This is a genomic window from Curtobacterium citri (genome assembly GCF_030362955.1).
GTDB lineage: Bacteria > Actinomycetota > Actinomycetes > Actinomycetales > Microbacteriaceae > Curtobacterium > Curtobacterium citri.
On the sequence record NZ_JAUCML010000002.1, the window covers coordinates 34,371 to 60,785 of the forward strand.

Here is a 26,415-nt window from a genome sequence, read left to right on the forward strand (position 1 = left end):
GGCGGCCGTTGTGCCAGACGGTGCTCGGTCGACCGTCCGGGGTCCGGCGGTCCTCGCGCGCCGGGTCGCGGCGGCGGTCATCGCGCCGGTCGTCGCGCCGGTCGTCACGACGGTCGTCACGCCCACGGGAGGCACCGGCACCCCGGTCGTCACGCCCGCGGTACCCACCACGGTCGTCGCGGTCACGGCCGCCGCCCCTGCGGTCGTCGCGCCCGCGGTCGTCGCGGCCGCGGTACCCGCTCGTGGAGCGGTCGTCCTCGCGGCGGACGAACCCGCCGTCCCCGCCGCGGCGGTCGTCGTCGCGACTCACGAAGCGGCCGCGGTCACCACCCGGTCGGTCGTCCCGCCCGCGGTACCCACCGCGGTCGTCGCCGCCCCGGTACCCGCCGGTGCCGCGATCATCACGACCCCGGTACCCGCCCCGGTCGTCGCCGCCACGGGCGCCGGCCGGACGGTCGTCACGGCCGCGGTACCCACCACCGGTCCCACCGGAACGGTCGTCACGGCCGCGGTACCCACCACGGTCGTCGTTGCCCCGGGCACCACCGGAACGGTCGTCGCGCCCGCGGTACCCACCACGGTCGTCGCCGCCCCGGTACCCGCCGCCGGAACGGTCGTCACGCCCGCGGTACCCATCGCGGTCCTCGCCGCCCCGGTACCCGCCGCCGGTCCCACCGGACCGCTCGTCGCGCCCCCGGTACCCACCTCGGTCGTCGCCGCCCCGGTACCCGCCGCCGGAACGATCGTCGCGCCCCCGGTACCCGCCGCCGGCTCCACCGGGCCGCTCGTCGCGTCCCCGGTACCCACCACGGTCGTCGCCACCCCGGGCGCCGCCCGGACGCTCGTCGCGCCCGCGGTACCCACCGCCGGTCCCACCGGACCGCTCGTCGCGCCCCCGGTACCCACCGCGGTCGTCACCGGACCGGCCACCCGCACGAGCGGAGCCGCCGTCGCGGTCGCGGGGCGTGCCTCCCGTCCGGCCACCGTCGCGACCCGACCCGCCGTCGCGACCCGACCCGCCGTCGCGACCCGACCGTCGGGGGCCTCCTCGTCGTTCGTCCTCATACGCGGCCATCGGGGATCCCTTCGTTCTGCTCGAAGCCGCCGACGCCGTCCTCGAGGAGGGGCGAGATGAGCGGCAGCTCGTCGAGCGAGTTGATGCCGAGCTGCTGGAGCAGCAGGTCGGACGTGACGTAGTTGATGGCGCCGGTCTCGGCGTCGGTGAACGACTCCTCGATGAGACCGCGCGCGACGAGGGTTCGGACGACCCCGTCGACGTTCACCGCGCGGATCGACGCGATCTGCGACCGGGTGATCGGTTGCTTGTAGGCGACGACCGCCAGGGTCTCGAGGGCCGCCTGCGACAGCCGTGCCGGGCGCTCCGCCTCGACGAACTGCTCGACGACGACGTCGAGCTCCCGGCGGACGTAGAACCGCCAGCCGCCGCCGACCTCTCGGAGCTCGAAGCCGCGGCGGACGGTCCCGGCCACGCCGTCGAAGTCCGCGACGAGCCGCTCGATCGCCTGGCGCACGGCCGGGACCGGCGCGCCGACCGCGGCGCCGAGTGACACCAGCGACTGGGGCTCGTCGGCGATCATGAGGATCGCCTCGAGCTGGCGGTCGACCGGGAGCTCCGTGCGGGCGTGGCCGGCGTCGCGCAGCTCCTGCTCGATCGCGCGGGCGTCGGCGACCTCGTCCGCTCCCCCGGGTTCGGCGCTCGACGCGGCGGCGCGTGCGTCATCCGTCATAGTCGGCTCCCAGGTTCGCGAGGCTCTCCTCGGACCAGTCCTCGGCGGTCCACCGGAGTGTCAACTCCCCCAGCGGTTCGAGCTGTTCGAACGAGATCGACGCGTTCCGGTACAGCTCGAGGATCGCCAGGAAGCGAGCCACCACGATACCCGTCTCCGAGACACCGGCGACCAGCTCGCGGAACGAGACGTCCTCGTCGGCACGGGTCCGGAGGATCGACACGACGATCGCGGCCTGCTCGCGGATGCTCACGAGCGGCGCGTGCAGGTGGTCGAGTCCGACCGTCGGGATCTCCCGCGGGGCGAACGCGAGCGTCGCGATCGCCGCGAAGTCCTGTACGGACAGGGTCCACACGAGCTCGGGCGTCCGCGCTCGGAAGCGCTCCTCGAGCCGCACCCGGCGGACGTGGCGGCGGGACTCCTGCTGCCACTGCTCCCCGAACCACTCGGCGGCCTGCTTGAACGCCCGGTACTGCAGGAGCCGGGCGAACAGCAGGTCGCGGGCCTCGAGCAGGGCGACGTCCTCGGCGTCGACGAGTTCGCCCTGCGGCAGGAGCCCGGCGATCTTCAGGTCGAGCAGGGTCGCGGCGACGACGAGGAACTCGCTGGCCTCGTCGAGTTCGTCGGCGGACTCCGCCTGGCGCACGTACTGGATGAACTCGCCGGTGACGGCGCCGAGCGACACCTCGGTGATGTCGAGCTCGTGCTTCGTGATCAGCGACAGCAGCAGGTCGAACGGGCCGTCGAAGTTGCGCAGCCGGACCCGGAAGCCGGACGGCGTGGTCGCGTCAGGCGACGGCGCCACGCTCGACGAGCTCCCTGGCGAGCGCCCGGTAGGCGTGCGCCGCGGCGTGCTCGGGTGCCGTCTGCGTGATCGGACGTGCCGAGACGGTGGCGTCCGGGAACTTGACGGTCCGGCCGATGACCGTGTCGAGCACGTGGTCGTCGAAGGTCTCGACGACGCGCTCCATGACCTCGCGGGAGTGCAGGGTGCGCGAGTCGTACATGGTCGCGAGGATGCCGTCGAGCCGCAGGGCGGGGTTCAGGCGGTCGCGCACCTTGTCGATCGTCTCGATGAGGAGCGCGACGCCGCGCAGGGCGAAGAACTCGCACTCGAGCGGGATGAGGACGCCGTGCGCCGCGGTGAGCGCGTTGACGGTGAGCAGGCCGAGCGACGGCTGGCAGTCGACGAGGATGAGGTCGTAGTCGTTCGACACCTTGCGGAGCACGCTCGCGAGGATCTGCTCGCGGGCGACCTCGTTCACGAGGTGCACCTCGGCCGCGGACAGGTCGATGTTCGCGGGGATGACGTCGAGCATCGGCACGTTCGTCGGCTGGATGACCTCGCGCGGGTCCTTGACGGCGCCCATGAGCAGGTCGTAGACCGTGGGGATGTCGTGCGTGCGGACGCCGAGGCCGGCGGACAGGGCGCCCTGCGGGTCGAAGTCGACGGCGAGGACCTTGCGGCCGTACTCGGCGAGCGCGGCGCCGAGGTTGATGGACGTCGTGGTCTTGCCGACGCCGCCCTTCTGGTTGCAGAGCGCGATGATGCGAGCCGGGCCGTGACCGTCGAGTTCCTCGGGCACGGGGAACTGCCGCACGGGCCGACCGGTGGGGCCGACCGGGGTCTCGCCGGTGCCGGGGGTGCTCGTCGGGTTCGTCCTCACCCGGTCATCGTACCGGCGTGCCCTGCCCGGCCCGGGCCGCACCGCCGCGGCGCCGCGTCACCGGACCGTCGGACCACCGGACCGCAGCCGGACCGTCGGACGCGAGTCGTGCCTCCCGTCCGGGCCCGGACCGGCGTCACGCTCGCCGCAGCGCCACCCGCATGCTGTCCACCCGGTCGGCGATCACGGCGTCTGCCGTCCAGCGCTGCTGCAGCCGGCCGACCAGGGCCTGCACGTCCGCCTGGTGGAGTCCGGGGTGCAGCGCCAACCCGACGGTCAGTTCGGCGCCCGCGAAGCGGCCGAGGGGGTCGCCGGGCGACAGCTCGACGCGGGCGACCGCCGGTTCGTCGGCGACGGAGTCGGCGAACGCCTGCCCCACCTCCGGGTCCTCGAAGCAGGGCGTCCACGGCAGGTCCTGCCCGATCGCCCACACCGCGGGCCGGCGCAGGACGAACTCGGTCGGTGCCGTCGGGTCGAGGACGACGAGCTGCGTCTCCTCGCTCGCCGCGGCCATCGCCACGCGGCGTGCGTCCGCCGGCACCGGTCGTGCGGTCGCGTCCCAGGAGCGCATCGCCTCGGCCGAGGTGAACGCGGGCATCACGCTGCGGCCGTCGGGTCCGGCGACCGTGACGATCGACAGCTCCTGCGTCTTGTCGACGAGCTTCCCCTCGGCGGTGTGCCCGACGTCACCGGCCTCGGCGACGAGCGGGATGAGCAGCCGGGCCCCACGCAGCGCCTCGACGACCGCGGCCTGGGACCCGCCCTGCTGCAGGGCCGTGATCGCGGCGACGAGTGCCGGGTCGGCCAGGCCGTCGTCGTCCGCGTAGGCGTCGTCGTGGGCGTCGAACGTCCGTCCCGCCCAGGGGTTCCCCGCCGAGTCGGCGGCACCGCCCGGGGTGTGGGCGTCGTCGGTCGCGCCCGGCTCCGGCGCCTCGGGTCCGGTGCCGCGCCCGTTCGAGATGCCCGCCACCGCGGCTACTCCGACGCGATGTCGAGGGCGGCCGGCAGGGTGAACGCGCCGGAGTACAGGGCCTTGCCGATGATCGCGCCCTCGAGGCCGTGCGGCACGAGCTCGCGCAGGGCACGGAGGTCGTCGAGCGTCGAGATCCCGCCCGAGGCGACGACGGGCTGGTCGGTGCGGTCGCAGACCTCGCGGAGGAGCTCGACGTTCGGCCCCTGCAGCGTGCCGTCCTTCGTGACGTCGGTGACGACGTACCGGGCACACCCGGCGGCCTCGAGCCGGTCGAGCACCTCCCACAGGTCGCCGGCGTCCTCGGTCCACCCGCGGCTCGCCAGGGTGGTGCCGCGGACGTCCAGGCCGACGGCGATCTGCTCGCCGTACTCGCCGATGACGCGCGCCGCCCACTCCGGCTTCTCGAGCGCGGCGGTGCCGAGGTTGACGCGGGCGGCCCCGGTCGCGAGCGCGGCCTCGAGGGAGGCGTCGTCGCGGATGCCGCCGGACAGCTCGACCGAGACGCCCTCGACCTCGTGGACCGCCTTCGCGATCAGCCGGCGGTTGTCGCCGCGGCCGAACGCCGCGTCGAGGTCGACGAGGTGGATCCACTCGGCACCCTGGTCGCGCCAGGTGCGGGCCGCGGCGACCGGGTCGCCGTACGCGGTCTCGCTGCCGGCCTCGCCCTGCGTGAGGCGGACCGCCTGACCGTCGACGACGTCGACGGCGGGCAGCAGGACGAGGGGCGGGGTGGCGGTGAGGTCGGTCATGGTCCTGTCGGTTCTGTTGCTGGTGCGGTCACGCGGGTGGTCGGGAGCGGCCGGGAGGCACGGCTCGGCTCCGGCGGTGCCGTCGCGTCGGACACGGTGCCGGTCCGGTGTCGGTTCGGGGCAGACGGGTCAGAGCGAGTCGACCCAGTTGCGGAGCAGCCGGATGCCCGGCTCGCCGGACTTCTCGGGGTGGAACTGGGTCGCGGTGAGCGGGCCGTTCTCGACCGCCGCGACGAAGCGTTGCCCGTGCTCGGCCCACGTCAGCCGCGGGGCGCGGAACGGGCCGTAGGCGTCGAGCGGGAAGTCGGTGACGCCGTAGGAGTGCACGAAGTAGAAGCGCTCGTCGCGCAGGCCGTCGAACAGCACGGAGTCCTCCGGTGCCTGGACGGTGTTCCACCCCATGTGCGGCAGCACCTCGGCCCGGATCTCCTCGACGGTGCCCGGCCACTGGCCGAGGCCCTCGACGTCCGCGCCGCGCTCCACACCGCGGGCGAACATGACCTGCATGCCGACGCAGATGCCGAGCACCGGTCGCCCGCCGGCCAGGCGGTGGTCGACGATCTCGCCGCCGCGCACCCCCTCGAGCTGGTCGACGACCGCGGCGAACGCGCCCACGCCCGGGACGAGCAGGCCGTCCGCGCGCAGGGCCTCCTGCTTGTCGGCGGTGAGCGTCACGTCGGCACCCGCGCGCTCGAGCGCCTTCGCCGCCGAGTGGACGTTGCCCGACCCGTAGTCGAGGACGACGACGTTCGGCCTGGCGCTCACAGTGCGCCCTTCGTGGACGGGATGCCGTCGACGCGCGGGTCGAGTTCGACGGCGCGGCGCATCGCCCGGGCGAAGGCCTTGAACTCGGCCTCGGCGATGTGGTGCGGGTCGCGACCGCCGAGGACGCGGACGTGCACGGTGATCCCGGCGTTGAACGTGATCGCCTCGAACACGTGCCGGACCATCGACCCGGTGAAGTGGCCGCCGATGCGGTGGAACTCGAAGCCGTCGGGCTCGCCCGAGTGCACGAGGAACGGTCGGCCGGACACGTCGACCACGGCCTGCGCCAGGGCCTCGTCGAGCGGGACGAGCGCATCGCCGTAGCGACCGATGCCCGACCGGTCACCGAGGGCCTGCTTGAGGGCCTGCCCGAGCACGATGCCGGTGTCCTCGACGGTGTGGTGCACGTCGATGTCGGTGTCCCCGGTCGACCGCACCCGGAGGTCGATCAGCGAGTGCTTGCTGAACGCGGTCAGCATGTGGTCGAAGAACGGCACGCTCGTCGAGACGTCGGACGAACCGGTGCCGTCCAGGTCGAGCGACAGCTCGATGCTCGACTCGCTCGTGCTCCGGCTGATCGAGGCGGTGCGGGCGGTCATGCGTCCACCCTAACCGGCGGCTGCACGGCGGCCACGCGGCGCATGGCCTCGAGGAACGCGGTGGTCTCCTCCTCGGTCCCCGCGCTCACCCGGAGGTGGTTCGGGATCCCGAGGTCGCGGACGATGACGTCCTGCTCGAGGAGCGCCTCGAACGCGGCGTTCGGGTCCGCGACACCACCGAAGAGCACGAAGTTCGACCACGTCTCGTAGGTGCGGTACCCCATCGCCCCGAGCTCGGTGACCATCCGGTCACGCTGGCGCTTGATGTCGTCGACCATCGCGAGCATCGCCGGGGCGTGCCGGAGCGCGGCGATCGCGGCGGCCTGGGTGAGCGCGGACAGGTGGTACGGCAGGCGGACGAGTCGGAGGGCGTCGACCACCGCCGGGTCGGCAGCCAGGTAGCCGACGCGGGCACCGGCGAACGCGAAGGCCTTGCTCATCGTGCGGGACACGACCAGTCGCGGTCGTCCCGGCAGCAGGGTGATGGCGCTCGGCGCGTCGGCGGGCATGAACTCCGCGTAGGCCTCGTCGACCATGACGATGCCGTCCGTCGCGTCGTAGGCGGCACGGATCGTCTCGATGTCGAGCGGGGTGCCCGTGGGGTTGTTCGGGCCGCAGAGGAAGACGATGTCCGGACGGTGCTCGGCGATGGCCGCGACCACCGTCTCCGGGGCGATGCGGAACTCGTCGTCGCGCTGCGCCGGGATCCACCGCGTGCCGGTGCCGGCGGCGAGGATCGAGTGCATCGAGTACGTGGGCGGGAAGCCGAGCACCGAGCGGCCAGGACCGCCGAAGGCCTGGAGGAGCTGCTGCAGGACCTCGTTGGACCCGTTCGCCGCCCAGAGCTGCTCCGGGGTCAGCTGCTGGTCCGCCGTGAGGCCGCCGTTCAGGTACGCGGTCAGCGACCGACGCAGCTCGGTGAACTCGCGGTCCGGGTACCGGTTGACGGTGGCCAGGGCCTGCCGGATCGAGGCCACGATGTCCTCGGCGACGTCCTCGGGCACGGGATGCGTGTTCTCGTTGACGTTGAGCTGCACGCGCACGTGCTTCTGCGGAGCGCCGTAGGGGCTCTGCCCACGGAGGTCGTCGCGGATCGGGAGGTCTTCGAGCGAGGTTGCCACCGATCCATCGTAGGCCGGGCCCCGTGTGCGGCGACCGGCCGTCCGGACGGTGGACCGTGCCGGCCAGGGTCCGCCGGGCTGGAGGCTGCGGTCAGTCGCCAGTCGTGTACTTCGCGGGGATGGCGATCTGCTCGCCGGCCTGCAGCGAGGACCCGTCCAGCGCGTTGAGGCTCACGACGTCCTGCACGAAGTCGCGCGGGTCGGCCTGCGGCGCGGTCTCCTCGGCGAGCTGCCAGAGCGTCTCGCCCGGCTGGATCGTCACGGTGTCGAAGTGCACGGGCTCGCCGGCGCGGGAGGAGTCTCCGGCCGAGGCCTGACCGCCGTTGAGCACGGACAGGGCGACGATCACGAAGACCGGGAGCGCGACGAGCGTCGTCAGGACGATGCGGCCGCGGCGCGTGATGCGCAGGCGCGTACGGACGGCGGGCGTCGCGGTGCGCTGGTCAGCGATGGCCATGGTGCTCATGTCGTTCTTGCCTTCCCGTTCGGAGGAACCGAAGTCGTGTACCGAACATAGTTTCGAATCCGACCCCACACAAGTCCCAGGAAGGAATCTGTGGGGAGTTTCTTGCCGACACGCTCGAACAGGTGTTTGTCCGGCCTGCGCCGGTCGGATACTGTTTCGATCGACTGGGACGAGTCAAGCGGAGACCACCGACATTCCTGCCCGACCGCCCGGCACCGACGAAGGGCGACACGACGTGGCGGACGAACTGCGGGTCCAGAAGCCGTTGACGGCGAAGCAGCAGGCGATCCTCGACGCGATCCGCGCGTCGATCGCCAGCCGGGGCTACCCGCCGAGCATGCGCGAGATCGGTGACGCCGCCGGGCTGTCGTCGCTGTCGAGCGTCTCGCACCAGCTCGGGCAGCTCGAGCTGGGCGGGTGGATCCGCCGCGACCCGAACCGCCCCCGTGCGCTCGAGGTCCTCGTCGACGAGCCGACCCCGGACGTCGACACCCCCGACGTCGACGCGACCACCCTCGTGCCGCTGGTCGGGCGCATCGCCGCCGGTGTCCCGATCACGGCCGAGCAGCACGTCGACGAGATCGTGCCGCTCCCCCGTCAGCTCGTCGGGACGGGCGACCTCTTCATGCTCAAGGTCGTGGGCGAGTCGATGATCGACGCCGCGATCTGCGACGGGGACTGGGTGGTCGTCCGCTCGCAGCAGACGGCGGACAACGGGGACATCGTCGCCGCGATGCTCGACGAGGAAGCGACCGTGAAGGTCTTCCGCCAGCGGGACGGCCACACGTGGCTGCTCCCTCGGAACACCGCGTTCGAGCCGATCCTCGGCGACGCGGCCACCGTGCTCGGCAAGGTCGTGGCGGTCCTGCGCTCGATCTGACGCCGGAACAACGCGGAGCAGCCCGCGCCACGGTCTTCCGTGGCGCGGGCTGCTCCGCGTTGTGCGCAGTCACGCCGCACCGTCCGACGGCGGGACGGAAGCAGGAGACCGCACCGCACCACCCAGCGGCCGGACCGGCGCGCCGGAGCCGCCCCGTGCCTCCCGGCCGGGCGTGCGGCGCGACCGCCTGCGGGACTACGCCGTCGCGACCGGCGCGACCACGAACGGGTCGAGCTCGGCGACCTGCCGCTGGAAGACCCGCACCCGCAGTCGCGTGCCGTCCTCGACGTAGTCGGTGGACTCGACCGCGCCCGCGTCGTGCAGCGAGGACACGAGGTCACCGCGGTCGTACGGCACCACGACGGTGAGCTCGACGTCCGGCTCGGGCAGCCGCGCCTCGATCGCGGCGAGCAGCTCGGGCACGCCCTCGCCCGTGCGGGCGGACACGAACACCGCGTCCGGCACGAGACCGACGAGCACGAGGCGCTGCGCCTCGTCGATCAGGTCCGCCTTGTTGAACGCGACGACCTCGGGGATGTCCCGCGCACCGACGTCGCCCATCACGTCGCGGACCGTCGCGAGCTGCGCGGCGGGGTCCGGGTGCGACCCGTCCACCACGTGCACGATGACGTCGGCCTCGCCGACCTCCTCGAGGGTCGACCGGAAGGCCTCGACGAGCTGGTGCGGGAGGTTCCGCACGAAGCCGACGGTGTCGACGAACGTGAACTCGCGGCCGGCGCTGCTCTCCGTGCGGCGCACGGTGGCGTCGAGCGTGGCGAACAGCTGGTTCTGCACGAGCACGCCCGCGCTCGTCAGCCGGTTCAGCAACGACGACTTGCCGGCGTTCGTGTAGCCGGCGATCGCGACGCTCGGCACCTCGTTGCGGTGCCGGTCCGCGCGCTTGGCCTCGCGCGCCGGACGGAAGCCGGCGATCTGCCGACGCAGCTTCGACATGCGCGTGTTGATGCGGCGGCGGTCGAGCTCGATCTTCGTCTCACCGGGACCACGCGAACCCATGCCCGCACCGCCGGAGACCTGACCACCGGCCTGGCGGGACATCGACTCACCCCAACCGCGCAGACGCGGGAGGAGGTACTGGAGCTGCGCGAGTTCGACCTGCGCCTTGCCCTCGCGGGTGGTGGCGTGCTGGCTGAAGATGTCGAGGATCACCGCGGTGCGGTCGATCACCTTGACCTTCACCACGTCCTCCAGCGCGCGGCGCTGCGACGGGGCGAGCTCGGTGTCGGCCACGACAGTGTCGGCCCCGGTGGCCTTGACGACCATCGCGAGCTCCTCGGCCTTGCCCTTGCCGAGGTACGTGGCGGGGTCGGGGTTCGGTCGGCGCTGCAGCAGCCCGTCGAGCACCACGGCGCCCGCGGTCTCGGCGAGTGCGGCCAGCTCGCGCAGGGAGTTCTCGGCGTCCTGCGCGTCGCCCTGGGGGTACACGCCGATGAGGACGACCCGCTCGAGCCGGAGCTGCCGGTACTCGACCTCGGTGACGTCCTCGAGCTCGGTGGAGAGACCGGTGACTCGGCGCAGGGCCGCGCGGTCCTCACGCTCGTACTGGTCGCCGTCGCCGGACCAGCCGTGCTCGTCGACCGATCGTGTCTGGATGGCCTGGGCCGGAGCGAAGATCGCCGACGTCGCCCGGGTCTCGGCATTGCGGAGGACGCGTTCCACGACACCTTCGGCGCTGTCGTCGGATCGTCCGTCGTTCATGGTGGTTTCCGTCATCTTCTCCACAGGGTACCGCCGCCACGCCCGGGACACACGGGTGCACCGGTACGGTTCTTCCATGGCGAACGACCACTACTTCTCCGCCGATCCCTCGTCGGAGGTGCGGGAGCGCCAGGTGCACGTCACGCTCGCGGGCCGACCGCTCACCCTGTCGACCGCCGCCGGCGTCTTCAGCCCGGACGGCCTCGACCGCGGGACGCGGGTCCTGCTCGGCTCGGTGCCGCCGCCGGCGGCCGAGGGCGCGCTGCTCGACGTCGGCTGCGGCTGGGGACCGATCGCGATCACGATGGCGCTGGAGTCGCCCGGCGCCGCCGTGTGGGGTGTCGACGTCAACCAGCGGGTGCTCGGCCTGGCACGGGCGAACGCCGCCGCCGCCGGCACGACCAACGTGACCGTCGCCCTGCCCGACGAGGTCCCGGCGGACCTGCGGTTCCGGACGATCTGGTCGAACCCGCCCATCCGCGTGGGCAAGGACGAGCTGCACGCGATCCTGCTGACCTGGCTCCCTCGGCTCGAGGTCGGTGGGGACGCCTGGCTCGTCGTGTCGAAGGACCTCGGCGGGGACTCCCTGCAGCGGTGGCTGCGGGAGACGCTCGACGACGGCTTCCAGGTCGCACGGGCGACGACGGACAAGGGCTTCCGCGTCATCCGGGTCCACCGCACGGCGCCGTAGCACTGGTACCAGGGCGCACCGACACCGGGGTGCACGGGCACCGGGGTGCACGGGCACCGGGTCCCCGACGCGGCAGCAGCACCGAGACCGGGCCCCGGCGGCGCGGTCTCAGACCGTCAGGTCGCCCGAGAACACCAGCTCCGCCGGCCCGGCGAGCGCCACGTGCTCGCCGTCCTCCGCCGCGAACATCCGCACGGTGACCACCCCGCCCGGCACCCGCACACGCCAGGTGTCCGGCGCCGACGACCCCGCCCAGTACCGCGTCGCCAGCGCGGCCGCGACCGCGCCCGTCCCGCAGGACAGCGTCTCGCCGCTCCCGCGCTCGTGCACGCGCATGGTGATCTCGCCGACCCCGTCCTTGACGAGCGGGTCGCCGGGCAGCACGAACTCGACGTTCGCGCCGGCGGCCGGAGCCGGGTCGAGCACGGGCACGTAGGTCAGGTCGACCTCGGCGAGCTCGTCCTCCGTCGCGACGGCGACGACCACGTGCGGGTTGCCGACGTCGATGCCGATCCCGGGGCGCGCACCGTCGAGCTCCTTCGCCCGGACCATGACGTCGTCCGCGCCGCCGCCCTCGATCCCGAGGTCCCACCGGCCGAGGTCGGCCGAGAAGCCGTTCGTCGTGCGCTGCACGTCGACGAGCCCCTTGCGGCTGCCGACCGTGAGGGTCTCCCCCGGTGCGAGGTCGACGAGCCCGGACTCGGTGAGGTACCGGGCGAAGACGCGGATGCCGTTGCCGCACATCTCGGCGACCGAGCCGTCGGCGTTGTGGTAGTCCATGAACCAGGTCGCGGCGGGCTCGACGGCGACGAGCGGGCGCCCCTCCGGGATCGCGTCGGAGCGCACCGCGCGGATGACCCCGTCGGCGCCGACGCCGAAGCGCCGGTCGGCGATGGCGCGGATGCGCTCCGGGGTCAGGTCGACCGTGGCGTCGGGGTCGGCGAACAGGACGAAGTCGTTGCCCGTCCCCTGGCCCTTGGTGAAGTGCAGCTCGGTCACGGCACGATCCTACGGGCCGCGGCCCGCAGCCCGGCGACGTCGGTCCCGCTGACGTCGAGCACCTCGGCGTCGTACCGCTTGAACCAGGAGACCTGCCGGCGGGCGTACTTCCGCGTGGCGACGGCGGTCGCGTCGACGGCCTCCTCCGACGTCGCCCGGCCGTGCAGGACGTCGAGCGCCTGCGAGTACCCGATCGCGGCCCGTGCGGTGCGCCCCTGTTCGAGCCCGTCGGCCCGCAGGGCGTCCACCTCGTCGACGAGCCCGTCCCGGAACATGCGTGCCGCGCGCGCGTGGAGCGACGCGACGAGCTCGCTCCGCTCGCGGTGCAGGTGCACCACCCGGGCGGCTCGCCAGGGACGCGGCGCGGACGGGAGGCGCGGGGTCACGACCTCGGACCGGCTCGCGATCTCGACGGCGCGGACGAGACGACGCGGGTTGCGCACGTCGACGTCGGCGGCGGCGGCCGGGTCGAGGGCGCGGAGCCGTGCGAGGAGCGCGTTCGGTCCGTGCTCGGCGTGCTCGCGCTCGAGTTCGGCGCGGAGCTCCGGGTCGGTCCCCGGGAACGCGAGGTCGAAGAGGACCGCGGAGACGTACAGACCGCTGCCCCCGACGAGCACCGCCGTGCCGCCGCCCGCGGTGATCCGCTCGACGTCCGCCCGGGCGTCGCGCTGGTACGCGGCGACGCTCGCCTCGTCCGTGACGTCGAGGACGTCGAGCTGGTGGTGCACGATGCCACGGCGTTCGTCCTCCGACAGCTTCGCGGTGCCGATGTCCATGCCGCGGTACAGCTGCATCGCATCGGCGTTGACGATCTCGGCGGGGCGACCGGCGTCCCGGAGGTGCTCCGCGATCGTCAGGGCGACCTCGGACTTGCCCGTGCCGGTCGCACCGACGACGGCGATCAGGTCCGGCAGGTCGTCCGGGGTCGCCGCCGCTGCCGCCTCAGCGCCCGACACGGAGGCTCGGCAGACCGAGCGACACCGGCCGCGGACCCGCACCCGCCGCGGCGGGGGTGGGCACGCCGCAGCTCTCGGCCTCGGCCCGGTCCCACGCGTCGCCCGCGCGGGTGCGGCGGATGCGCAGCGGCCCCTCGTTGTCGGCGATGAGGAAGTGCGGGGCTGCTCGCGTGACCTCGACGGTGACGACGTCGCCGGGACGGGGCACGTCGGACCCCTCCGGGACGGCGAAGTGCACGAGTCGGGAGTCCTCGGCGCGTCCGGACAGCCGGTGCGTCGTGTCGTCCTTCTTGCCCTCGCCGGTCGCGACGAGGACCTCCACGCTCCGACCGACCTGCTTCGCGTGCTCCTCGGCGGTGATCCGGTCCTGCAGCGCGATGAGCCGGTCGTAGCGCTCCTGCACGACCTCCTTCGGCAGCTGGTCGGGCATCGTCGCCGCGGGGGTGCCGGGGCGGATGGAGTACTGGAAGGTGAAGGCCGAGGCGAACCGCGACTGCTCGACGACGCGGAGCGTGTCCGCGAAGTCTTCCTCCGTCTCACCGGGGAAGCCGACGATGATGTCCGTCGAGATGGCGGCGTGCGGGATCCGGGCACGCACGCGGTCGAGGATGCCGAGGAACCGCTCGCTGCGGTAGCTGCGGCGCATGGCCTTGAGGATCCGGTCGGAGCCGGACTGCAGGGGCATGTGCAGCTGCGGCATGACGTTCGGCGTCTCCGCCATCGCGTCGATCACGTCGTCGGTGAAGGCGGCCGGGTGCGGGCTCGTGAAGCGGACGCGCTCGAGCCCCTCGATCTGGCCGGCGGCGCGGAGCAGCTTGCCGAAGGCCTGCCGGTCGCCGAACTCGACGCCGTACGAGTTCACGTTCTGCCCGAGCAGCGTCACCTCGACGGCACCGTCGTCGACGAGCGCCTGGATCTCGGCGAGCACGTCACCCGGACGGCGGTCCTTCTCCTTGCCCCGGAGCGACGGCACGATGCAGAACGTGCACGTGTTGTTGCACCCGACCGAGATGGACACCCACCCGCTGTGCGTCGAGTCGCGCTTCGTCGGCAGCGTCGACGGGAAGACGTCGAGGGCCTCGAGGATCTCGATCTGCGCCTCGTCGTTGTGCCGTGCCCGCTCGAGGAGCGTCGGCAGCGACCCCATGTTGTGCGTGCCGAAGACGACGTCCACCCAGGGCGCCTTCTCGAGGATGACGTTCTTGTCCTTCTGCGCCAGGCACCCGCCGACCGCGATCTGCATGCCGGGGTGCTCGCGCTTGATGCCGGCGAGCTGCCCGAGGTTGCCGTAGAGGCGGTTGTCCGCGTTCTCGCGCACCGCGCACGTGTTGATCACGACGACGTCCGCCTGGCCGCCGTCCGCTGCCACGTACCCCGCCGCCTGGAGCGACCCGCTCAGACGCTCGGAGTCGTGCACGTTCATCTGGCACCCGTGGGTGCGGACCTCGTAGGTGCGGGGGCGGGCTGCGACGGTGGCCATGATCGTCCAGTGTAGGTCGGCTGCAGCCCCCGACGGCGCTACTCGAAGCGGACCCTGCCGCCACCGGACGGCGGCCGGCGGGACGGTCCGTCGAGGGCACGCTGCACGGCAACCCGCACGACGCCCGACCCGTAGCCCTTGCGCATGAGGAACCCGCTGAGCCGGCGTTCGGCGGTCGCACGGTCGAGCCCGCGGAGCTGCCCGGCACGCTTCTGCGCGAGCTCGATCGCCCGCACGAACTCGTCGTCGGCGTCGTCCTCCGCGGCGTCCAGGGCGGCGTCGATGGCCGCCTGGTCGATGCCGCGGCGACGGAGTTCCGCGACCACGCCCTGCCGCCCGAGCCCCTTGCGTTCGTGGAGCCGGTCGACCAGGTCGGTCGCGAGCGCGACGTCGTCGAGCAGGCCGACGCGGACGAGCCGGGCGACCTCGTGCTCCACGACGTCGGCGTCGAGGTCCTGTCCGCCGAGGAGCTTCCGCATCTCGGACTCGCTCACGCCCTTGCGCCCGAGTGCGCGCATGCTCACCCGCTCGGCGTCGGCACGCTGCTCGTCGATCGGCCGCGGCGCGTCGGCCGGGTCGATCTCGTCACCGCTGCCGATGGCGAAGACCGAGGCGCCCGTGGCGTCCGCCGTGTCGGAGTCGTACCCGCGCTGTTCGGCGCGCGCGCTCCGTCCCGAGCCGTCGCCGACGACGGGCGACAGCCACTCGGCCTGGGCGTGCTGCCCGCGCAGCGGCACGACCTCCGGGGCGTCGGCGGGGTCGTCGACCTCGGGCACGGACACGGGGCGGAGTCCGGTGGCCGTGTCGTCGGTCGCCGGATCGTCGTCGGGCGACGACGTCGCCTCGACGTCCTGCGGTCCGTCCGGATCCGTGTCCGGCGCGGGGCGACCACGGCGGGACCGGGCACCGAACAGGTCGGTGACCGGTGCCAGGCCCTCGCCGTGGTCGGGTGCGTCCGTCACGCGCCCTTGCGCTCCGCGAGCTTCGGAGCGATCGACTCGACCGGCGCGTCACCGGCGTCGGCCTTCGCGCCACCGACACCGACACCGACACCGAGCTTCGCGAGGATCTTGCCCTCGATCTCGGCAGCGGTGTCCGGGTTCTGGATGAGGAACGAGCGCGAGTTCTCCTTGCCCTGGCCGAGCTGGTCGCCGTCGTACGTGTACCAGGCGCCCGACTTCTTCACGATGCCGTGGTCGACACCGAAGTCGAGCAGCGAGCCCTCTCGCGAGATGCCCGTGCCGTAGAGGATGTCGAACTCCGCCTGCTTGAAGGGCGGCGCCATCTTGTTCTTGACGACCTTGACGCGGGTGCGGTTACCGACCGCGTCGGTGCCGCTCTTCAGCGTCTCGATGCGTCGGATGTCGAGTCGGACGGAGGCGTAGAACTTCAGCGCCTTACCGCCGGCGGTCGTCTCCGGGCTGCCGAAGAACACACCGATCTTCTCGCGCAGCTGGTTGATGAAGATCATCGTGGTCTGCGTCTGGTTCAGCCCACCCGCGAGCTTGCGGAGCGCCTGCGACATGAGGCGCGCCTGCAGACCCACGTGCGAGTCACCCATCTCGCCCTCGATCTCGGCGCGGGGCACGAGCGCGGCCACCGAGTCGACGACGATCAGGTCGATCGACCCGGAACGGACGAGCATGTCGGCGATCTCGAGCGCCTGCTCACCGGTGTCCGGCTGCGAGACGAGCAGGGCGTCGATGTCGACACCGAGCTTCTTGGCGTACTCCGGGTCGAGCGCGTGCTCGGCGTCGATGAAGGCCGCGATGCCACCGGCGCGCTGCGCGTTGGCGATGGCGTGCAAGGTCAGGGTCGTCTTGCCCGACGACTCCGGGCCGTAGATCTCGATGATGCGCCCGCGGGGCAGCCCGCCGATGCCGAGCGCGACGTCGAGTGCGACCGAACCGGTCGGGATGGTGGCGACGGGGGCGCGCTCGTCGGAGCCGAGGCGCATGACCGTGCCCTTGCCGAACTGCCTGTCGATCTGGGCGAGAGCGGTCTCGAGGGCCTTCTCGCGGTCTGCCGGTGAGGGCATGGGGTGCTCCTTCGTGCTCGGTGTCGGCTGCCTGTAGGCTGTCGCGCTCACACCGGCCGGTGCTGCAGGGCCGGGGGTCGAGCGACAAGGCGTCGGGCTGTTCCCGATGACTCCGAACCTAGGGCGGGCCACCGACATCACTGCCCGTGACCGCGCGACCTGTGGACCGAGGTCAGGACAGCGCCGTTGTGCAGGAACCTAGCACCGATCGAACACGCGTTCGAGCAACACGCCGAACAGACGTTCGGACGCCCCCTGGGGTCGCCGAGCTCAGTCGCGCGGCTCCGCGAGCCCCTTGCCGTGCCGCTTGTCGAGGGGGACGTCCTGCGAGTCGCACAGCGCCTCCCACACCCGACGGGCGTCGATGCCGGCGTCGAGCGCGTCCGCGGCCGAGCGACCACCGAGGTCCTCGAGCACGACGTCGCGCGACACCACGGCGCCGTAGGCCTCCCCGAACACCTGGTCGACGGCTCGCCAGAACTCACTCACGCGCATCGGACCAGCGTAACGACGAACGCCCCCGCCGGCGGACCGGCGAGGGCGTTCGTGTGCAGCGGTGCGTCAGCGCACCGCGAGGTCGTTGTCGAACTCGGCGACGAGGTCGTCGGGCAGCGTGTCGGGGACCGGGGTGAGTCCCTCGACGACCGCGAGACGGTCTCCGACCTCACGCATGATGGTCGAGATCGGGGTGTCGAGTGCGTCGGCCACCGATGCGAGGATCTCGGAGCTGGCCTCCTTCTGACCACGCTCCACCTCGCTGAGGTACCCGAGAGCAACGCTGGCCTTGGACGCGACCTGACGGAGGGTCCGGCCCTTCTGCAAGCGGAAGTCCCGCAGCACGTCGCCGATCTCCTGACGAACGAGAACCATGTGGACTCCTCCTCTCTGTCGTCTCCGCGCCCGCCCCGGTCCCGGTGACCTTGGTCGGGTTCAGCAACAGTAGCGTTGCCGTTCGCAGCATGCTAACCACGGCAACTGCTGTCCTGCTGGAGATTGCGTGGGATGTAACCCAGTGGCAACAGGGCCTATTCCCCGCTGCCGACCTTGGCCGACATCCGTGCCAGGAGTTCGGAGACGGTGGCCTCGCGGATTGCTCCGCGGTCCCCGTCGAGGTGCAGTTCGACGGCCTCGGCGCGCTCGGCGGACGCGATGCCGACGAAGACCGTGCCGACGGGCTTGCCGTCCTGCGGGTCCGGCCCGGCGACACCCGTGGTGCTGATCCCCCACGTCGCCGGTCGACCGTCGACCGCCACGGCGGTGCGGACGCCCGCGGCCATCTGGCGCGCCACCTCCGGGTCGACCGCCCCGTTCGCCGCGAGCAGCTCGGCGGAGACCCCGAGGAGCGTCGTCTTCACCGGTGTGGCGTAGGCGACGACGCCGCCGTGCACGACGGCGCTGGCCCCCGGCACGCCGACGAGCGTCGCGACGACGAGTCCACCGGTCAGCGACTCGGCCACGCCGACGGTCTCGCCCCGCGCGGTCAGTCGCGCGACGAGCGTCCGCGCCACCGCTGCCAGGTCGCCGTCCGTGCCGGAGCCCGTGGCGGTCATGCGCCCGTGCGGTTGTGCTTCCACGCCTGCCACAGGTAGTCGGCACCGCTGAGCACGGTCGCCAGCAGCGCCGCCGTCATGAGGATGCCGTTGACCCAGTGCGCCAGGTCACCGACCACGTTCCACCACGGGAACAGCGCGAGGGTGATCGCCACGGCCTGCAGCACGGTCTTGATCTTGCCGCCGCGGCTCGCCGGGATGACCCGGTCTGACAGCACTGCGAACCGGAAGACGGTGATGCCGATCTCGCGGACCATGATGAGGACCGTGACGACCCAGGGCAGCTCGCCGAGGATCGAGAGGGCGACGAGGGCTCCCCCGATGAGCACCTTGTCGGCGATCGGGTCCACGAGCTTGCCGAAGTCGGTCACCAGGTTCTGGCGGCGGGCGATGATGCCGTCCGCGCTGTCCGTGACGATCGCGACGACGAACACGACCGCGGCCCACACGCGCAGCGACGTGTCCTGGCCGCCGTCGGCGAGCAGCATCACGAAGAAGAGGGGCGCCATGAGGATGCGCACCACCGTGATGACGTTCGCGACGTTCGCCGTCGAGGCCGGGCCCTCCCCCTTGCGGAGGAGCCGTCCGCGCCACGGGAACCGTGCGCCGTGTGTGGTCTCCGAGCTGGTCATGCGCTCACTCCCTGCCCGTCAGGCCCCATGCGTCCTCGTCCGGACCCTCGTCCTCGACCTCAGGGTACCCGCGGGTCATGTCCGCCACCGGGTCCGAGCCGTACCGGTCGTCGTCGGCGCCGGCTGGGCCGGAGGCCACCACGCTCGCAGCCGCACCCGACCCGTCGGCCGGTGCCGGGCCTCCCGACCCGACCGGCGCGGACGCCGCGGCCGGCGGCTCCTCGCCGCGGAGCTTCGCGAGCACACCCGGCAGCTGGTCGGGCGTGACGAGCACGTCGCGGGCCTTCGAGCCCTCGGACGGGCCGACGATGTCGCGGGACTCCATGAGGTCCATGAGGCGTCCGGCCTTCGCGAACCCGACGCGGAGCTTGCGCTGCAGCATCGAGGTGGAGCCGAACTGCGTCGAGACGACCTGCTCGACCGCCGCGAGCAGGAGCTCGAGGTCGTCGCCGATGTCGGCGTCGATCTCCTTGCGCTCGACCACGGCCTGGACGTCCTGGCGGTACTCGGGTCGGGCCTGCCGGGTGACGTGCGCGACGACCTCGGCGACCTCGCTCTCCTGCACCCAGGCGCCCTGCACGCGCACGGCCTTCGACGACCCCATGGGCAGGAAGAGCCCGTCGCCCTGCCCGATGAGCTTGTCGGCACCCGGCTGGTCGAGGATGACCCGGGAGTCCGTGACGCTCGTGACCGCGAAGGCCACGCGCGACGGCACGTTGGCCTTGATGAGGCCGGTGATGACGTCGACCGACGGGCGCTGCGTGGCGAGCACGAGGTGGATGCCGGCGGCGCGCGCGAGCTGGGTGATGCGGACGATCGACTCCTCGACGTCACGCGGCGCGACGAGCATGAGGTCCGCGAGCTCGTCGACGACGACGAGCAGGTACGGGTACGGCTTGAGCTTCCGCTCGCTGCCCGCGGGCAGCACGATCTCGTCGTTCCGGACGGCCTTGTTGAAGTCGTCGACGTGCCGGAAGCCGAACGACGCGAGGTCGTCGTACCGCATGTCCATCTCCTTCACGACCCACTGCAGCGCCTCGGCCGCCTTCTTCGGGTTCGTGATGATGGGGGTGATGAGGTGCGGCACACCCGCGTAGATCGAGAGCTCGACGCGCTTCGGGTCGACGAGGACCATGCGGACCTCGGACGGCTTCGCGCGCATGAGCAGCGAGGTGATCATCGAGTTGATGAAGACCGACTTGCCGGAACCGGTCGAACCGGCGACGAGCAGGTGCGGCATCTTCGCGAGGTTCGCGACGACGAAGCCGCCCTCGACGTCCTTGCCGACGCCGATGGTCATCGGGTGCTTCGACTTCGTGGCGGCGCCGGACCGGAGCACGTCGCCGAGGGAGACGATCTCGCGGTCCGTGTTCGGGATCTCGACGCCGATCGCGCTCTTGCCCGGGATCGGCGACAGGATCCGGACCTCGTTCGAGGCGACGGCGTAGGAGAGGTTCTTCGACAGGGCCGTGACGCGCTCGACCTTGACGCCCGGGCCGAGCTCGATCTCGTACCGGGTCACCGTCGGCCCTCGCGAGAAGCCGGTGACCTTCGCGTCGACCTTGAACTCGGTGAGCACGCCGGTGATCGCGGCGACGATGTCGTCGTTGGCCTGGCTCCGGGCCACCGAGGGCGTCCCGGCGCTGAGCGTCGTGGCCGCGGGCAGGCGGTACGGCGCGGCCGGGTCCTCGTCGGCGGCGTCGGCCGACGGCAGCCCCTCGGGCGCGGGCTCGGGCGCGGTCGGCGAGACCACGGGCCCGGCGCTGCTCGGGACGACGGCGGCCTCGGGGCGTGCGACCGCGGCGGGCTGCTCGGGGACGGGCGTGCCGAAGTCGCGCAGGGCCTGCTCGGCGACGGCGAGGTCCTGCTCGACCTCCGCCGCCCCGTGCACGGTGTCCTGCTCGGCGGAGTCGTTGAGGTTGACCGAGGCGGGCTCGGCCGGGGTGTGGTCGACGAGCCCGGCGGCCGCGCCCGCGTTCGGGGACGCCGCGGCAGCACCCGCGCTCGCACCGGCAGCCGGGGCGGCCGGCGCACCCGCCGCGGGCAGGACGGGGCTGTCGTACGCCGGGTCCTCCTCGCGCCCGGACTTGTTCCGGCGCCACCAGGGGATCGTGTTCTCGGCCTCGTCGCCGTCGGCGGCGGCCCGCTCGTCCTCGAACCCGATGTCCTCGAACAGCGGGAAGTCGGTCTGGTCCTTCGTCCGGCGCTTCGACGTCCGGGCACGCGGGGCCGCCGGCGCCGGGGCGTCCTCGGCGTCGACCTCGGCCGCGTCGACCGGCGCGGGCGCACCGAACAGGTACGCGTAGAGCTCGTGGAGTCGCCGACCGGTCTTGTTCGGCGGCGTCTTCGTGATGATGAACAGCGAGAGCACGAGGAGCAGCACGGCGACCGGCACCGCGACCCACACGGTCGCGACGGCGACGAGCCAGCTGATGACGACCCACCCGAGCACGCCACCCGCGGCGGCGAGGGCGACCATGCCGTCGGCGGCGCTCGGCTGCCCGCCGAACACGTGGCAGAGCGAGGCGATCGAGACGAGCATGAGCCCGAGCCCGATGCCGATCCGGGTGTTGTCGTGCACGGACGCCGGGTGGCGGAAGAGCCAGCCCGCGAAGACGACCATGATCACGGGCAGCGCGAACGCCAGCCGGCCGAACAGCCCGCCGAACGTGTACGCGTCGAGGCCGATCGACACGGGGTTCGTCGGGTTGAGCCACTCCACCACGGCCCCGGCGATGGCGAGCACGAAGAGCAGGAACGGGAAGCCGTCGCGCCGTTCCTCGGGAGCCAGGGTCTCCTTGCCGAGCAACCGGAACAGCGCGCCGACGCCGTGCGCCATCGCGAGCCAGGTGGTCACGAGCGGGTTCTGCTCGCGGAACACCGGGGTTGGTGCGGCCTGCGGCAGCTTCTTCGTCGTGGCCTGCGTGCGCGACGAACCGCGCGCCCCGCTCCCGCGGGACGACGTGGACGCGCGTGCGCGCGTGGTCGACTTGGTGCCTCCGGCCATGGGACAGACCCTAATCCCCGTCCGGGACATTCCGTGGACGCCCCGCCACCGGGAGCGGAACGGCCGGGAGGCACGGCGAGCGTCCGCGGGGAACGCTCGCCGTGCCTCCCGGCCGGCTGCTGCGCGGTGCCTACGCCTCGATGACCACCGGCACGATCATCGGCCGACGCCGGTGCTTCGTGTTCACCCAGCGGCCGACGGTCCGGCGGACCACCTGGCTGAAGGCGTGCGCGTCGCGGGTGCCGTTCGCGGCCGCCTCCGCGATCGCCTTGGCGATCTGCGGACGGACGTCGTCGAAGACCGAGTCGTCCTCGGCGAAGCCACGCGACTGGATCTCCGGTCCGACGACGCACTGGCCGGTGGTGAAGTCGACGGCGCAGAAGACGGAGATGAACCCCTCCTCCGCCAGGACGCGACGGTCCTTGAGGTCGGCGTCGGTGATCTCGCCGACGGTCGAACCGTCCACGTACACGTACGCGATGTCGAGCTGACCCGCCACGGTGACCTCGCCGTCCTTCAGGTCGACGACGATGCCGTCCTGCCCGAGGATGACGTTCCGCGGCGGCACGCCCGTCTGGATCGCGAGGTCCGCGTTGGCGTACAGGTGGCGGTGCTCGCCGTGCACGGGCAGCACGTTCTTCGGTCGCAGGATGTTGTAGCAGTAGAGCAGCTCGCCGGCCGAGGCGTGTCCGGAGACGTGGACCTTGGCGTTGCCCTTGTGCACGACCTTCGCGCCGAGCTTCGTCAGCCCGTCGATCACGCGGTAGACGGCGTTCTCGTTGCCCGGGATCAGGCTCGACGCCAGGATGACGGTGTCGCCCTCGCCGATCTCGATCTGGTGCTCGAGGTTCGCCATGCGCGCGAGGACGGCCATCGGCTCGCCCTGCGACCCGGTCGACATGTAGACGATCTGGTCGTCGGGGACGTTCTTCGCCTTCTTCGTGTCGATGAGCACGTTCTCGGGCACCCGCAGGTAGCCGAGCTCGGCGGCGATCGTCATGTTGCGGATCATCGACCGGCCCATGAAGGCGACCTTGCGGTTCGCCGCGGCCGCGGCGTCGAGGACCTGCTGCACGCGGTGCACGTGCGACGAGAAGCTCGCGACGACGACCTTCTTGCGGGCGCGCGTGATGATGTTCTCGAGGACCGGACCGATGTCGCGCTCCGGGGCGGTGAAGCCCGGCACGTCGGCGTTGGTCGAGTCCGGCAGGAACAGGTCGACGCCCTGCTCACCGAGCCGCGCGAAGGCACGGAGGTCGGTGATGCGGTCATCCAGCGGGAGCTGGTCCATCTTGAAGTCGCCCGTGTGCAGGACCCGACCGGCGGGGGTCGTGATCGCGACGGCGAGGGCGTCCGGGATGGAGTGGTTCACGGCGACGAACTCGAGGTGGAACGGGCCGAGCTGCTCCGTCTGGTCCTCCTGCACGACGAGCGTGTAGGGCTTGATCCGGTGCTCCTTGAGCTTCGCCTCGACGAGTGCGAGCGTCAGGGTGGAGCCGATCAGGGGGATGTCGCCCTTGAGCTTGAGCAGGTACGGCACGGCGCCGATGTGGTCCTCGTGCCCGTGGGTGAGCACGACGCCGAGGACGTCGTCGAGGCGGTCCCGGATCGGCCCGAAGTCGGGGAGGATGAGGTCGACGCCCGGCTGGTGCTCCTCGGGGAAGAGCACGCCGGCGTCGACGACGAGCAGCTTGCCGTCGAACTCGTACACGGTCATGTTGCGACCGATCTCGCCGAGACCCCCGACGGGGATCACGCGGAGGGTGCCGGGTTCGAGCGGCTGCGGTGTGGAGATCTGGGTGGGCATTCGGTCCTGACTGTCGTGCGACGCGCTCCGGGCGAGCCGCGGTCTTCCTAACGTGTGGTGCCTGGCACCTTCGGCAGTGCGCCGCCGGCCGCCGCGTTGCGGTCCGGGCGGAAGTTCGAGAAGTCGGCGCCCGGGATGTCCCGGACCGCTTCGAGGGAGGTCTCGATGGCGTAGGCCTCGGTGTCCTCGGGGCCGACGAGCGGCAGGCGGACCCGCGGGCTGCCGATGCGCCCGAGCCCGTGCAGCACGTACTTCGCGGCGACGGTGCCCGGCACGTGGGTCATGATCGCGCGGACGAGCGGCTCGACGCGCTTGTGCTCGGCGGTGGCGGTCGCCAGGTCTCCGCGGTTCACGGCGTCGACGATCGTGCGGTACGGGGTCGACGTGATGTTCGCCGTCACGCCGATGAGCCCGGTCGCGCCGATCGACAGGTGCGGGAGCACGTTCGTGTCGTCGCCGGAGAAGTACATGAGGTCGGTGTTGTTCAGCACCCGGGAGACCTCGGCGAAGTCGCCCTTGGCGTCCTTCACCGCGAAGATGTTCGGGTGCTTCGACGCCCGCACGAGGGTTTCGTAGGTGATCGGGATGCCCGTGCGCCCCGGGATGTCGTACAGGATGACCGGCAGGTCGGTGGCGTCCGCGATCATCCGGAAGTGCGTGAGCACGCCCGCCTGGGTGGGCTTGTTGTAGTACGGCGTGACGATCATGACGCCGTCCGCGCCGGCCCGCTCGCTCTGCTTGTAGAGGTGGATCGCGTGCGCGGTCTCGTTCGAGCCGCCGCCGGTGATGATCTTCGCCCGACCGGCGGCCACGGACTTGCCGACCTCGACCAGTCGGAGCTTCTCCGGGTCGGTCAGCGTGCTCGTCTCGCCCGTGGTCCCGGTCACGACGATGCCGTCGGCACCGGCCGTGATGCAGTCGTCGATGTGCTGCTCGACGCCGGGCCAGTCGACCTCGCCGTCGGCCGTGAACGGCGTCACGAGGGCGACGAGGACCTGACCGAAGGGATTCTCACGCTGGGACACGCGCACCAGCGTACCGGGGATGCGCGCCGCGGCTGCCGTCCGGTCGGACGGTGCGCGGCTCCCGGACGGTCGGGAGGCGCGGTCGGGAGGCGCGGCTCGCCCCCGCCACGGCCGGTCCCGCCCGGCACCGGTGGCGGTCCACCGCGAGCGGCGCGGCGCGCTACGCGCGGCGGCGCCACTCCAGGAAGCGGTAGCGGGTGCCGTCGACGCGGGACTCCTGCCACGGGCCCTCGTCGACGAGCTCCCACGCGTCGTCGAGCCCGGGCGCGCGGGTGTCGCCCGGTACGTCGAGGTCGACGATCGTCTCGGAGACCCGATCGGCGAAGGGCAGGGCGTCGGTGTAGACCGCTCCCCCGCCGATCACCCACACCGGCTCGTCGGTGTCGAGCGCTGACGCCAGGTCGTGCACGACCTCCGCGCCCTCGGCGGACCACGACGCGTCACGCGTGAGCACGACGTTCCGGCGTCCGGGCAGCGGACGGAAGCGCGGCGGCAGCGAGTCCCACGTTCGGCGACCCATCACGACGACACCGTCACCGGTCACCTGCCGGAAGTGCGCGAGGTCCTCGGGCACGTGCCACGGGATCCCACCGTCGGCACCGATCACCCCGGAGGCGGTGCGCGCCCACACCATGCCGACGCCGCGGACGGGCTCGGTCCAGCCGGAAGCGCCTGTCCCGGTCATCAGACGGCGACCGCGGCCCTGATCGCCGGGTGGTGCTCGTAGCCGACGACGGAGAAGTCCTCGTACTCGTAGTCGTCGATCGAGTCACGCGGTGCGATCTCGAGCGTCGGGTACGGGTACGCCGTACGGGACAGCTGCTCGCGGACCTGCTCGACGTGGTTGTCGTAGACGTGGCAGTCGCCGCCGGTCCACACGAAGTCGCCGACCTCGAGCCCGGTCTGGGCCGCGATCATGTGCGTGAGCAGCGCGTAGGAGGCGATGTTGAACGGCACGCCGAGGAACATGTCCGCGCTCCGCTGGTAGAGCTGGCACGAGAGCTTGCCGTCGACGACGTAGAACTGGAAGAACGCGTGGCACGGGGCGAGGGCCATGTCGGGCACGTCGGCGACGTTCCACGCCGACACGATGAGCCGTCGCGAGTCCGGGTTCGTCCGGATCTGCTCGATCACCTGCGCGATCTGGTCGACGTGCTCGCCCGAGGGCGTCGGCCACGAGCGCCACTGCACGCCGTAGACCGGGCCGAGGTCGCCGTCCTCGTCCGCCCACTCGTTCCAGATCCGGACGCCGTGCTCCTGCAGCCAGCGGGCGTTGCCGTCGCCGCGGAGGAACCAGAGCAGCTCGTACGCGACCGACTTGAAGTGCACGCGCTTGGTGGTCACGAGCGGGAAGCCCTGCGACAGGTCGTAACGGAGCTGCGCCCCGAAGATGCTGCGGGTCCCGGTGCCGGTGCGGTCGCCCTTGGGGGTCCCCTCCTCGAGCACCCGGCGCAGCAGGTCCTCGTACGGAGTGGGCACTGCAGGGGTCGGGACGGTGGGGTCGGGCTGCACGGTCTCGGTCACACGAAGACTCTACGTGGCG

27 protein-coding genes are annotated in these 26,415 nt (G+C 72.2%); 2 read left to right on the forward strand and 25 right to left on the reverse strand.

Features of this window, described 5'->3' with window-relative positions; all coding sequences use genetic code 11:
- Positions 1–306: 306 nt before the first annotated feature.
- From QUG92_RS02645 to QUG92_RS02690, 10 genes are all read right to left on the reverse strand, one after another.
- The gene (locus QUG92_RS02645; RefSeq protein ID WP_289457580.1) at positions 307–1,065 is read right to left on the reverse strand and encodes a hypothetical protein; all 759 of its coding nucleotides are present in this window, start codon (positions 1,063–1,065) and stop codon (positions 307–309) included.
- Positions 1,062–1,748: an SMC-Scp complex subunit ScpB gene (scpB, locus tag QUG92_RS02650; protein WP_083264044.1), complete on the reverse strand. Its 687-nt coding sequence runs from the start codon at positions 1,746–1,748 to the stop codon at positions 1,062–1,064. The genes QUG92_RS02645 and scpB overlap by 4 nt, the downstream gene beginning before the upstream one ends.
- Positions 1,738–2,553: a segregation and condensation protein A gene (locus tag QUG92_RS02655; RefSeq protein ID WP_182047064.1), complete on the reverse strand. Its 816-nt coding sequence runs from the start codon at positions 2,551–2,553 to the stop codon at positions 1,738–1,740. The genes scpB and QUG92_RS02655 overlap by 11 nt, the downstream gene beginning before the upstream one ends.
- Complete coding sequence (locus tag QUG92_RS02660) at positions 2,537–3,415, reverse strand: ParA family protein (protein WP_069713529.1); 879 nt, start codon at positions 3,413–3,415, stop codon at positions 2,537–2,539. Before QUG92_RS02660 ends, QUG92_RS02655 begins: the two co-directional genes overlap by 17 nt.
- 136 nt (positions 3,416–3,551) lie before the next feature.
- Positions 3,552–4,385 (reverse strand): SseB family protein, encoded by an 834-nt coding sequence (locus tag QUG92_RS02665; protein WP_289457581.1) that lies wholly within the window; start codon positions 4,383–4,385, stop codon positions 3,552–3,554.
- Between the two features lie 5 nt (positions 4,386–4,390).
- On the reverse strand, positions 4,391–5,137 hold the full coding sequence (gene priA, locus QUG92_RS02670; RefSeq protein WP_069713530.1) for a bifunctional 1-(5-phosphoribosyl)-5-((5-phosphoribosylamino)methylideneamino)imidazole-4-carboxamide isomerase/phosphoribosylanthranilate isomerase PriA: 747 nt from the start codon (positions 5,135–5,137) through the stop codon (positions 4,391–4,393).
- Between the two features lie 129 nt (positions 5,138–5,266).
- On the reverse strand, positions 5,267–5,902 hold the full coding sequence (gene hisH, locus QUG92_RS02675) for an imidazole glycerol phosphate synthase subunit HisH (protein WP_289457582.1): 636 nt from the start codon (positions 5,900–5,902) through the stop codon (positions 5,267–5,269).
- The gene (gene hisB / locus QUG92_RS02680; RefSeq protein ID WP_069713532.1) at positions 5,899–6,501 is read right to left on the reverse strand and encodes an imidazoleglycerol-phosphate dehydratase HisB; all 603 of its coding nucleotides are present in this window, start codon (positions 6,499–6,501) and stop codon (positions 5,899–5,901) included. The genes hisH and hisB overlap by 4 nt, the downstream gene beginning before the upstream one ends.
- Positions 6,498–7,622, reverse strand: coding sequence for a histidinol-phosphate transaminase (locus tag QUG92_RS02685; RefSeq protein ID WP_289457583.1), 1,125 nt, complete (start codon positions 7,620–7,622; stop codon positions 6,498–6,500). The genes hisB and QUG92_RS02685 overlap by 4 nt, the downstream gene beginning before the upstream one ends.
- A 91-nt stretch (positions 7,623–7,713) precedes the next feature.
- Positions 7,714–8,088 (reverse strand): LysM peptidoglycan-binding domain-containing protein, encoded by a 375-nt coding sequence (locus tag QUG92_RS02690; RefSeq protein WP_289457584.1) that lies wholly within the window; start codon positions 8,086–8,088, stop codon positions 7,714–7,716.
- 235 nt (positions 8,089–8,323) lie between these two features.
- Between QUG92_RS02690 and lexA the strand changes: the two genes are divergently transcribed.
- Positions 8,324–8,968 carry a transcriptional repressor LexA gene (lexA, locus tag QUG92_RS02695; RefSeq protein WP_069713535.1) on the forward strand — a complete coding sequence of 215 codons (645 nt, stop codon included), beginning with the start codon at positions 8,324–8,326 and terminating at the stop codon, positions 8,966–8,968.
- Positions 8,969–9,163: 195 nt separating this feature from the next.
- On the opposite strand, the gene hflX is transcribed toward lexA, so the two are convergent.
- Positions 9,164–10,702 (reverse strand): GTPase HflX, encoded by a 1,539-nt coding sequence (hflX, locus tag QUG92_RS02700; protein WP_069713557.1) that lies wholly within the window; start codon positions 10,700–10,702, stop codon positions 9,164–9,166.
- A gap of 61 nt (positions 10,703–10,763) precedes the next feature.
- Between hflX and QUG92_RS02705 the strand changes: the two genes are divergently transcribed.
- The gene (locus tag QUG92_RS02705) at positions 10,764–11,378 is read left to right on the forward strand and encodes a class I SAM-dependent methyltransferase (RefSeq protein WP_289457585.1); all 615 of its coding nucleotides are present in this window, start codon (positions 10,764–10,766) and stop codon (positions 11,376–11,378) included.
- 108 nt (positions 11,379–11,486) lie between these two features.
- On the opposite strand, the gene dapF is transcribed toward QUG92_RS02705, so the two are convergent.
- From dapF to QUG92_RS02775, 14 genes are all read right to left on the reverse strand, one after another.
- Entirely contained in the window at positions 11,487–12,377 is an 891-nt protein-coding gene (dapF, locus tag QUG92_RS02710; protein WP_069713537.1) for a diaminopimelate epimerase, read from the reverse strand.
- Positions 12,374–13,333, reverse strand: a complete 960-nt coding sequence (miaA, locus tag QUG92_RS02715) for a tRNA (adenosine(37)-N6)-dimethylallyltransferase MiaA (protein ID WP_289457586.1) — start codon at positions 13,331–13,333, stop codon at positions 12,374–12,376. The genes dapF and miaA overlap by 4 nt, the downstream gene beginning before the upstream one ends.
- The gene (gene miaB / locus QUG92_RS02720; protein ID WP_289457587.1) at positions 13,320–14,813 is read right to left on the reverse strand and encodes a tRNA (N6-isopentenyl adenosine(37)-C2)-methylthiotransferase MiaB; all 1,494 of its coding nucleotides are present in this window, start codon (positions 14,811–14,813) and stop codon (positions 13,320–13,322) included. Before miaB ends, miaA begins: the two co-directional genes overlap by 14 nt.
- Positions 14,814–14,851: 38 nt before the next feature.
- Entirely contained in the window at positions 14,852–15,775 is a 924-nt protein-coding gene (locus QUG92_RS02725; protein ID WP_289457588.1) for a regulatory protein RecX, read from the reverse strand.
- Complete coding sequence (recA, locus tag QUG92_RS02730) at positions 15,772–16,851, reverse strand: recombinase RecA (protein WP_289457589.1); 1,080 nt, start codon at positions 16,849–16,851, stop codon at positions 15,772–15,774. The genes QUG92_RS02725 and recA overlap by 4 nt, the downstream gene beginning before the upstream one ends.
- 270 nt (positions 16,852–17,121) lie before the next feature.
- Entirely contained in the window at positions 17,122–17,346 is a 225-nt protein-coding gene (locus QUG92_RS02735; protein ID WP_069713542.1) for a DUF3046 domain-containing protein, read from the reverse strand.
- A gap of 66 nt (positions 17,347–17,412) precedes the next feature.
- Complete coding sequence (locus QUG92_RS02740; RefSeq protein WP_058742950.1) at positions 17,413–17,721, reverse strand: helix-turn-helix domain-containing protein; 309 nt, start codon at positions 17,719–17,721, stop codon at positions 17,413–17,415.
- 155 nt (positions 17,722–17,876) lie between these two features.
- Entirely contained in the window at positions 17,877–18,401 is a 525-nt protein-coding gene (locus QUG92_RS02745) for a CinA family protein (RefSeq protein ID WP_289457590.1), read from the reverse strand.
- Positions 18,398–19,033 carry a CDP-diacylglycerol--glycerol-3-phosphate 3-phosphatidyltransferase gene (pgsA, locus tag QUG92_RS02750; RefSeq protein WP_182047074.1) on the reverse strand — a complete coding sequence of 212 codons (636 nt, stop codon included), beginning with the start codon at positions 19,031–19,033 and terminating at the stop codon, positions 18,398–18,400. Before pgsA ends, QUG92_RS02745 begins: the two co-directional genes overlap by 4 nt.
- Positions 19,034–19,037: 4 nt before the next feature.
- On the reverse strand, positions 19,038–22,040 hold the full coding sequence (locus tag QUG92_RS02755; RefSeq protein WP_289457591.1) for an FtsK/SpoIIIE family DNA translocase: 3,003 nt from the start codon (positions 22,038–22,040) through the stop codon (positions 19,038–19,040).
- A 130-nt stretch (positions 22,041–22,170) separates the two neighbouring features.
- Positions 22,171–23,847: a ribonuclease J gene (locus QUG92_RS02760; protein WP_182047076.1), complete on the reverse strand. Its 1,677-nt coding sequence runs from the start codon at positions 23,845–23,847 to the stop codon at positions 22,171–22,173.
- A gap of 47 nt (positions 23,848–23,894) precedes the next feature.
- Entirely contained in the window at positions 23,895–24,872 is a 978-nt protein-coding gene (dapA, locus tag QUG92_RS02765) for a 4-hydroxy-tetrahydrodipicolinate synthase (protein WP_289457592.1), read from the reverse strand.
- Between the two features lie 160 nt (positions 24,873–25,032).
- Entirely contained in the window at positions 25,033–25,557 is a 525-nt protein-coding gene (locus tag QUG92_RS02770) for a dihydrofolate reductase (protein WP_182047078.1), read from the reverse strand.
- Entirely contained in the window at positions 25,557–26,396 is an 840-nt protein-coding gene (locus QUG92_RS02775; RefSeq protein WP_289457593.1) for a thymidylate synthase, read from the reverse strand. The genes QUG92_RS02770 and QUG92_RS02775 overlap by 1 nt, the downstream gene beginning before the upstream one ends.
- Positions 26,397–26,415 lie beyond the last annotated feature (19 nt).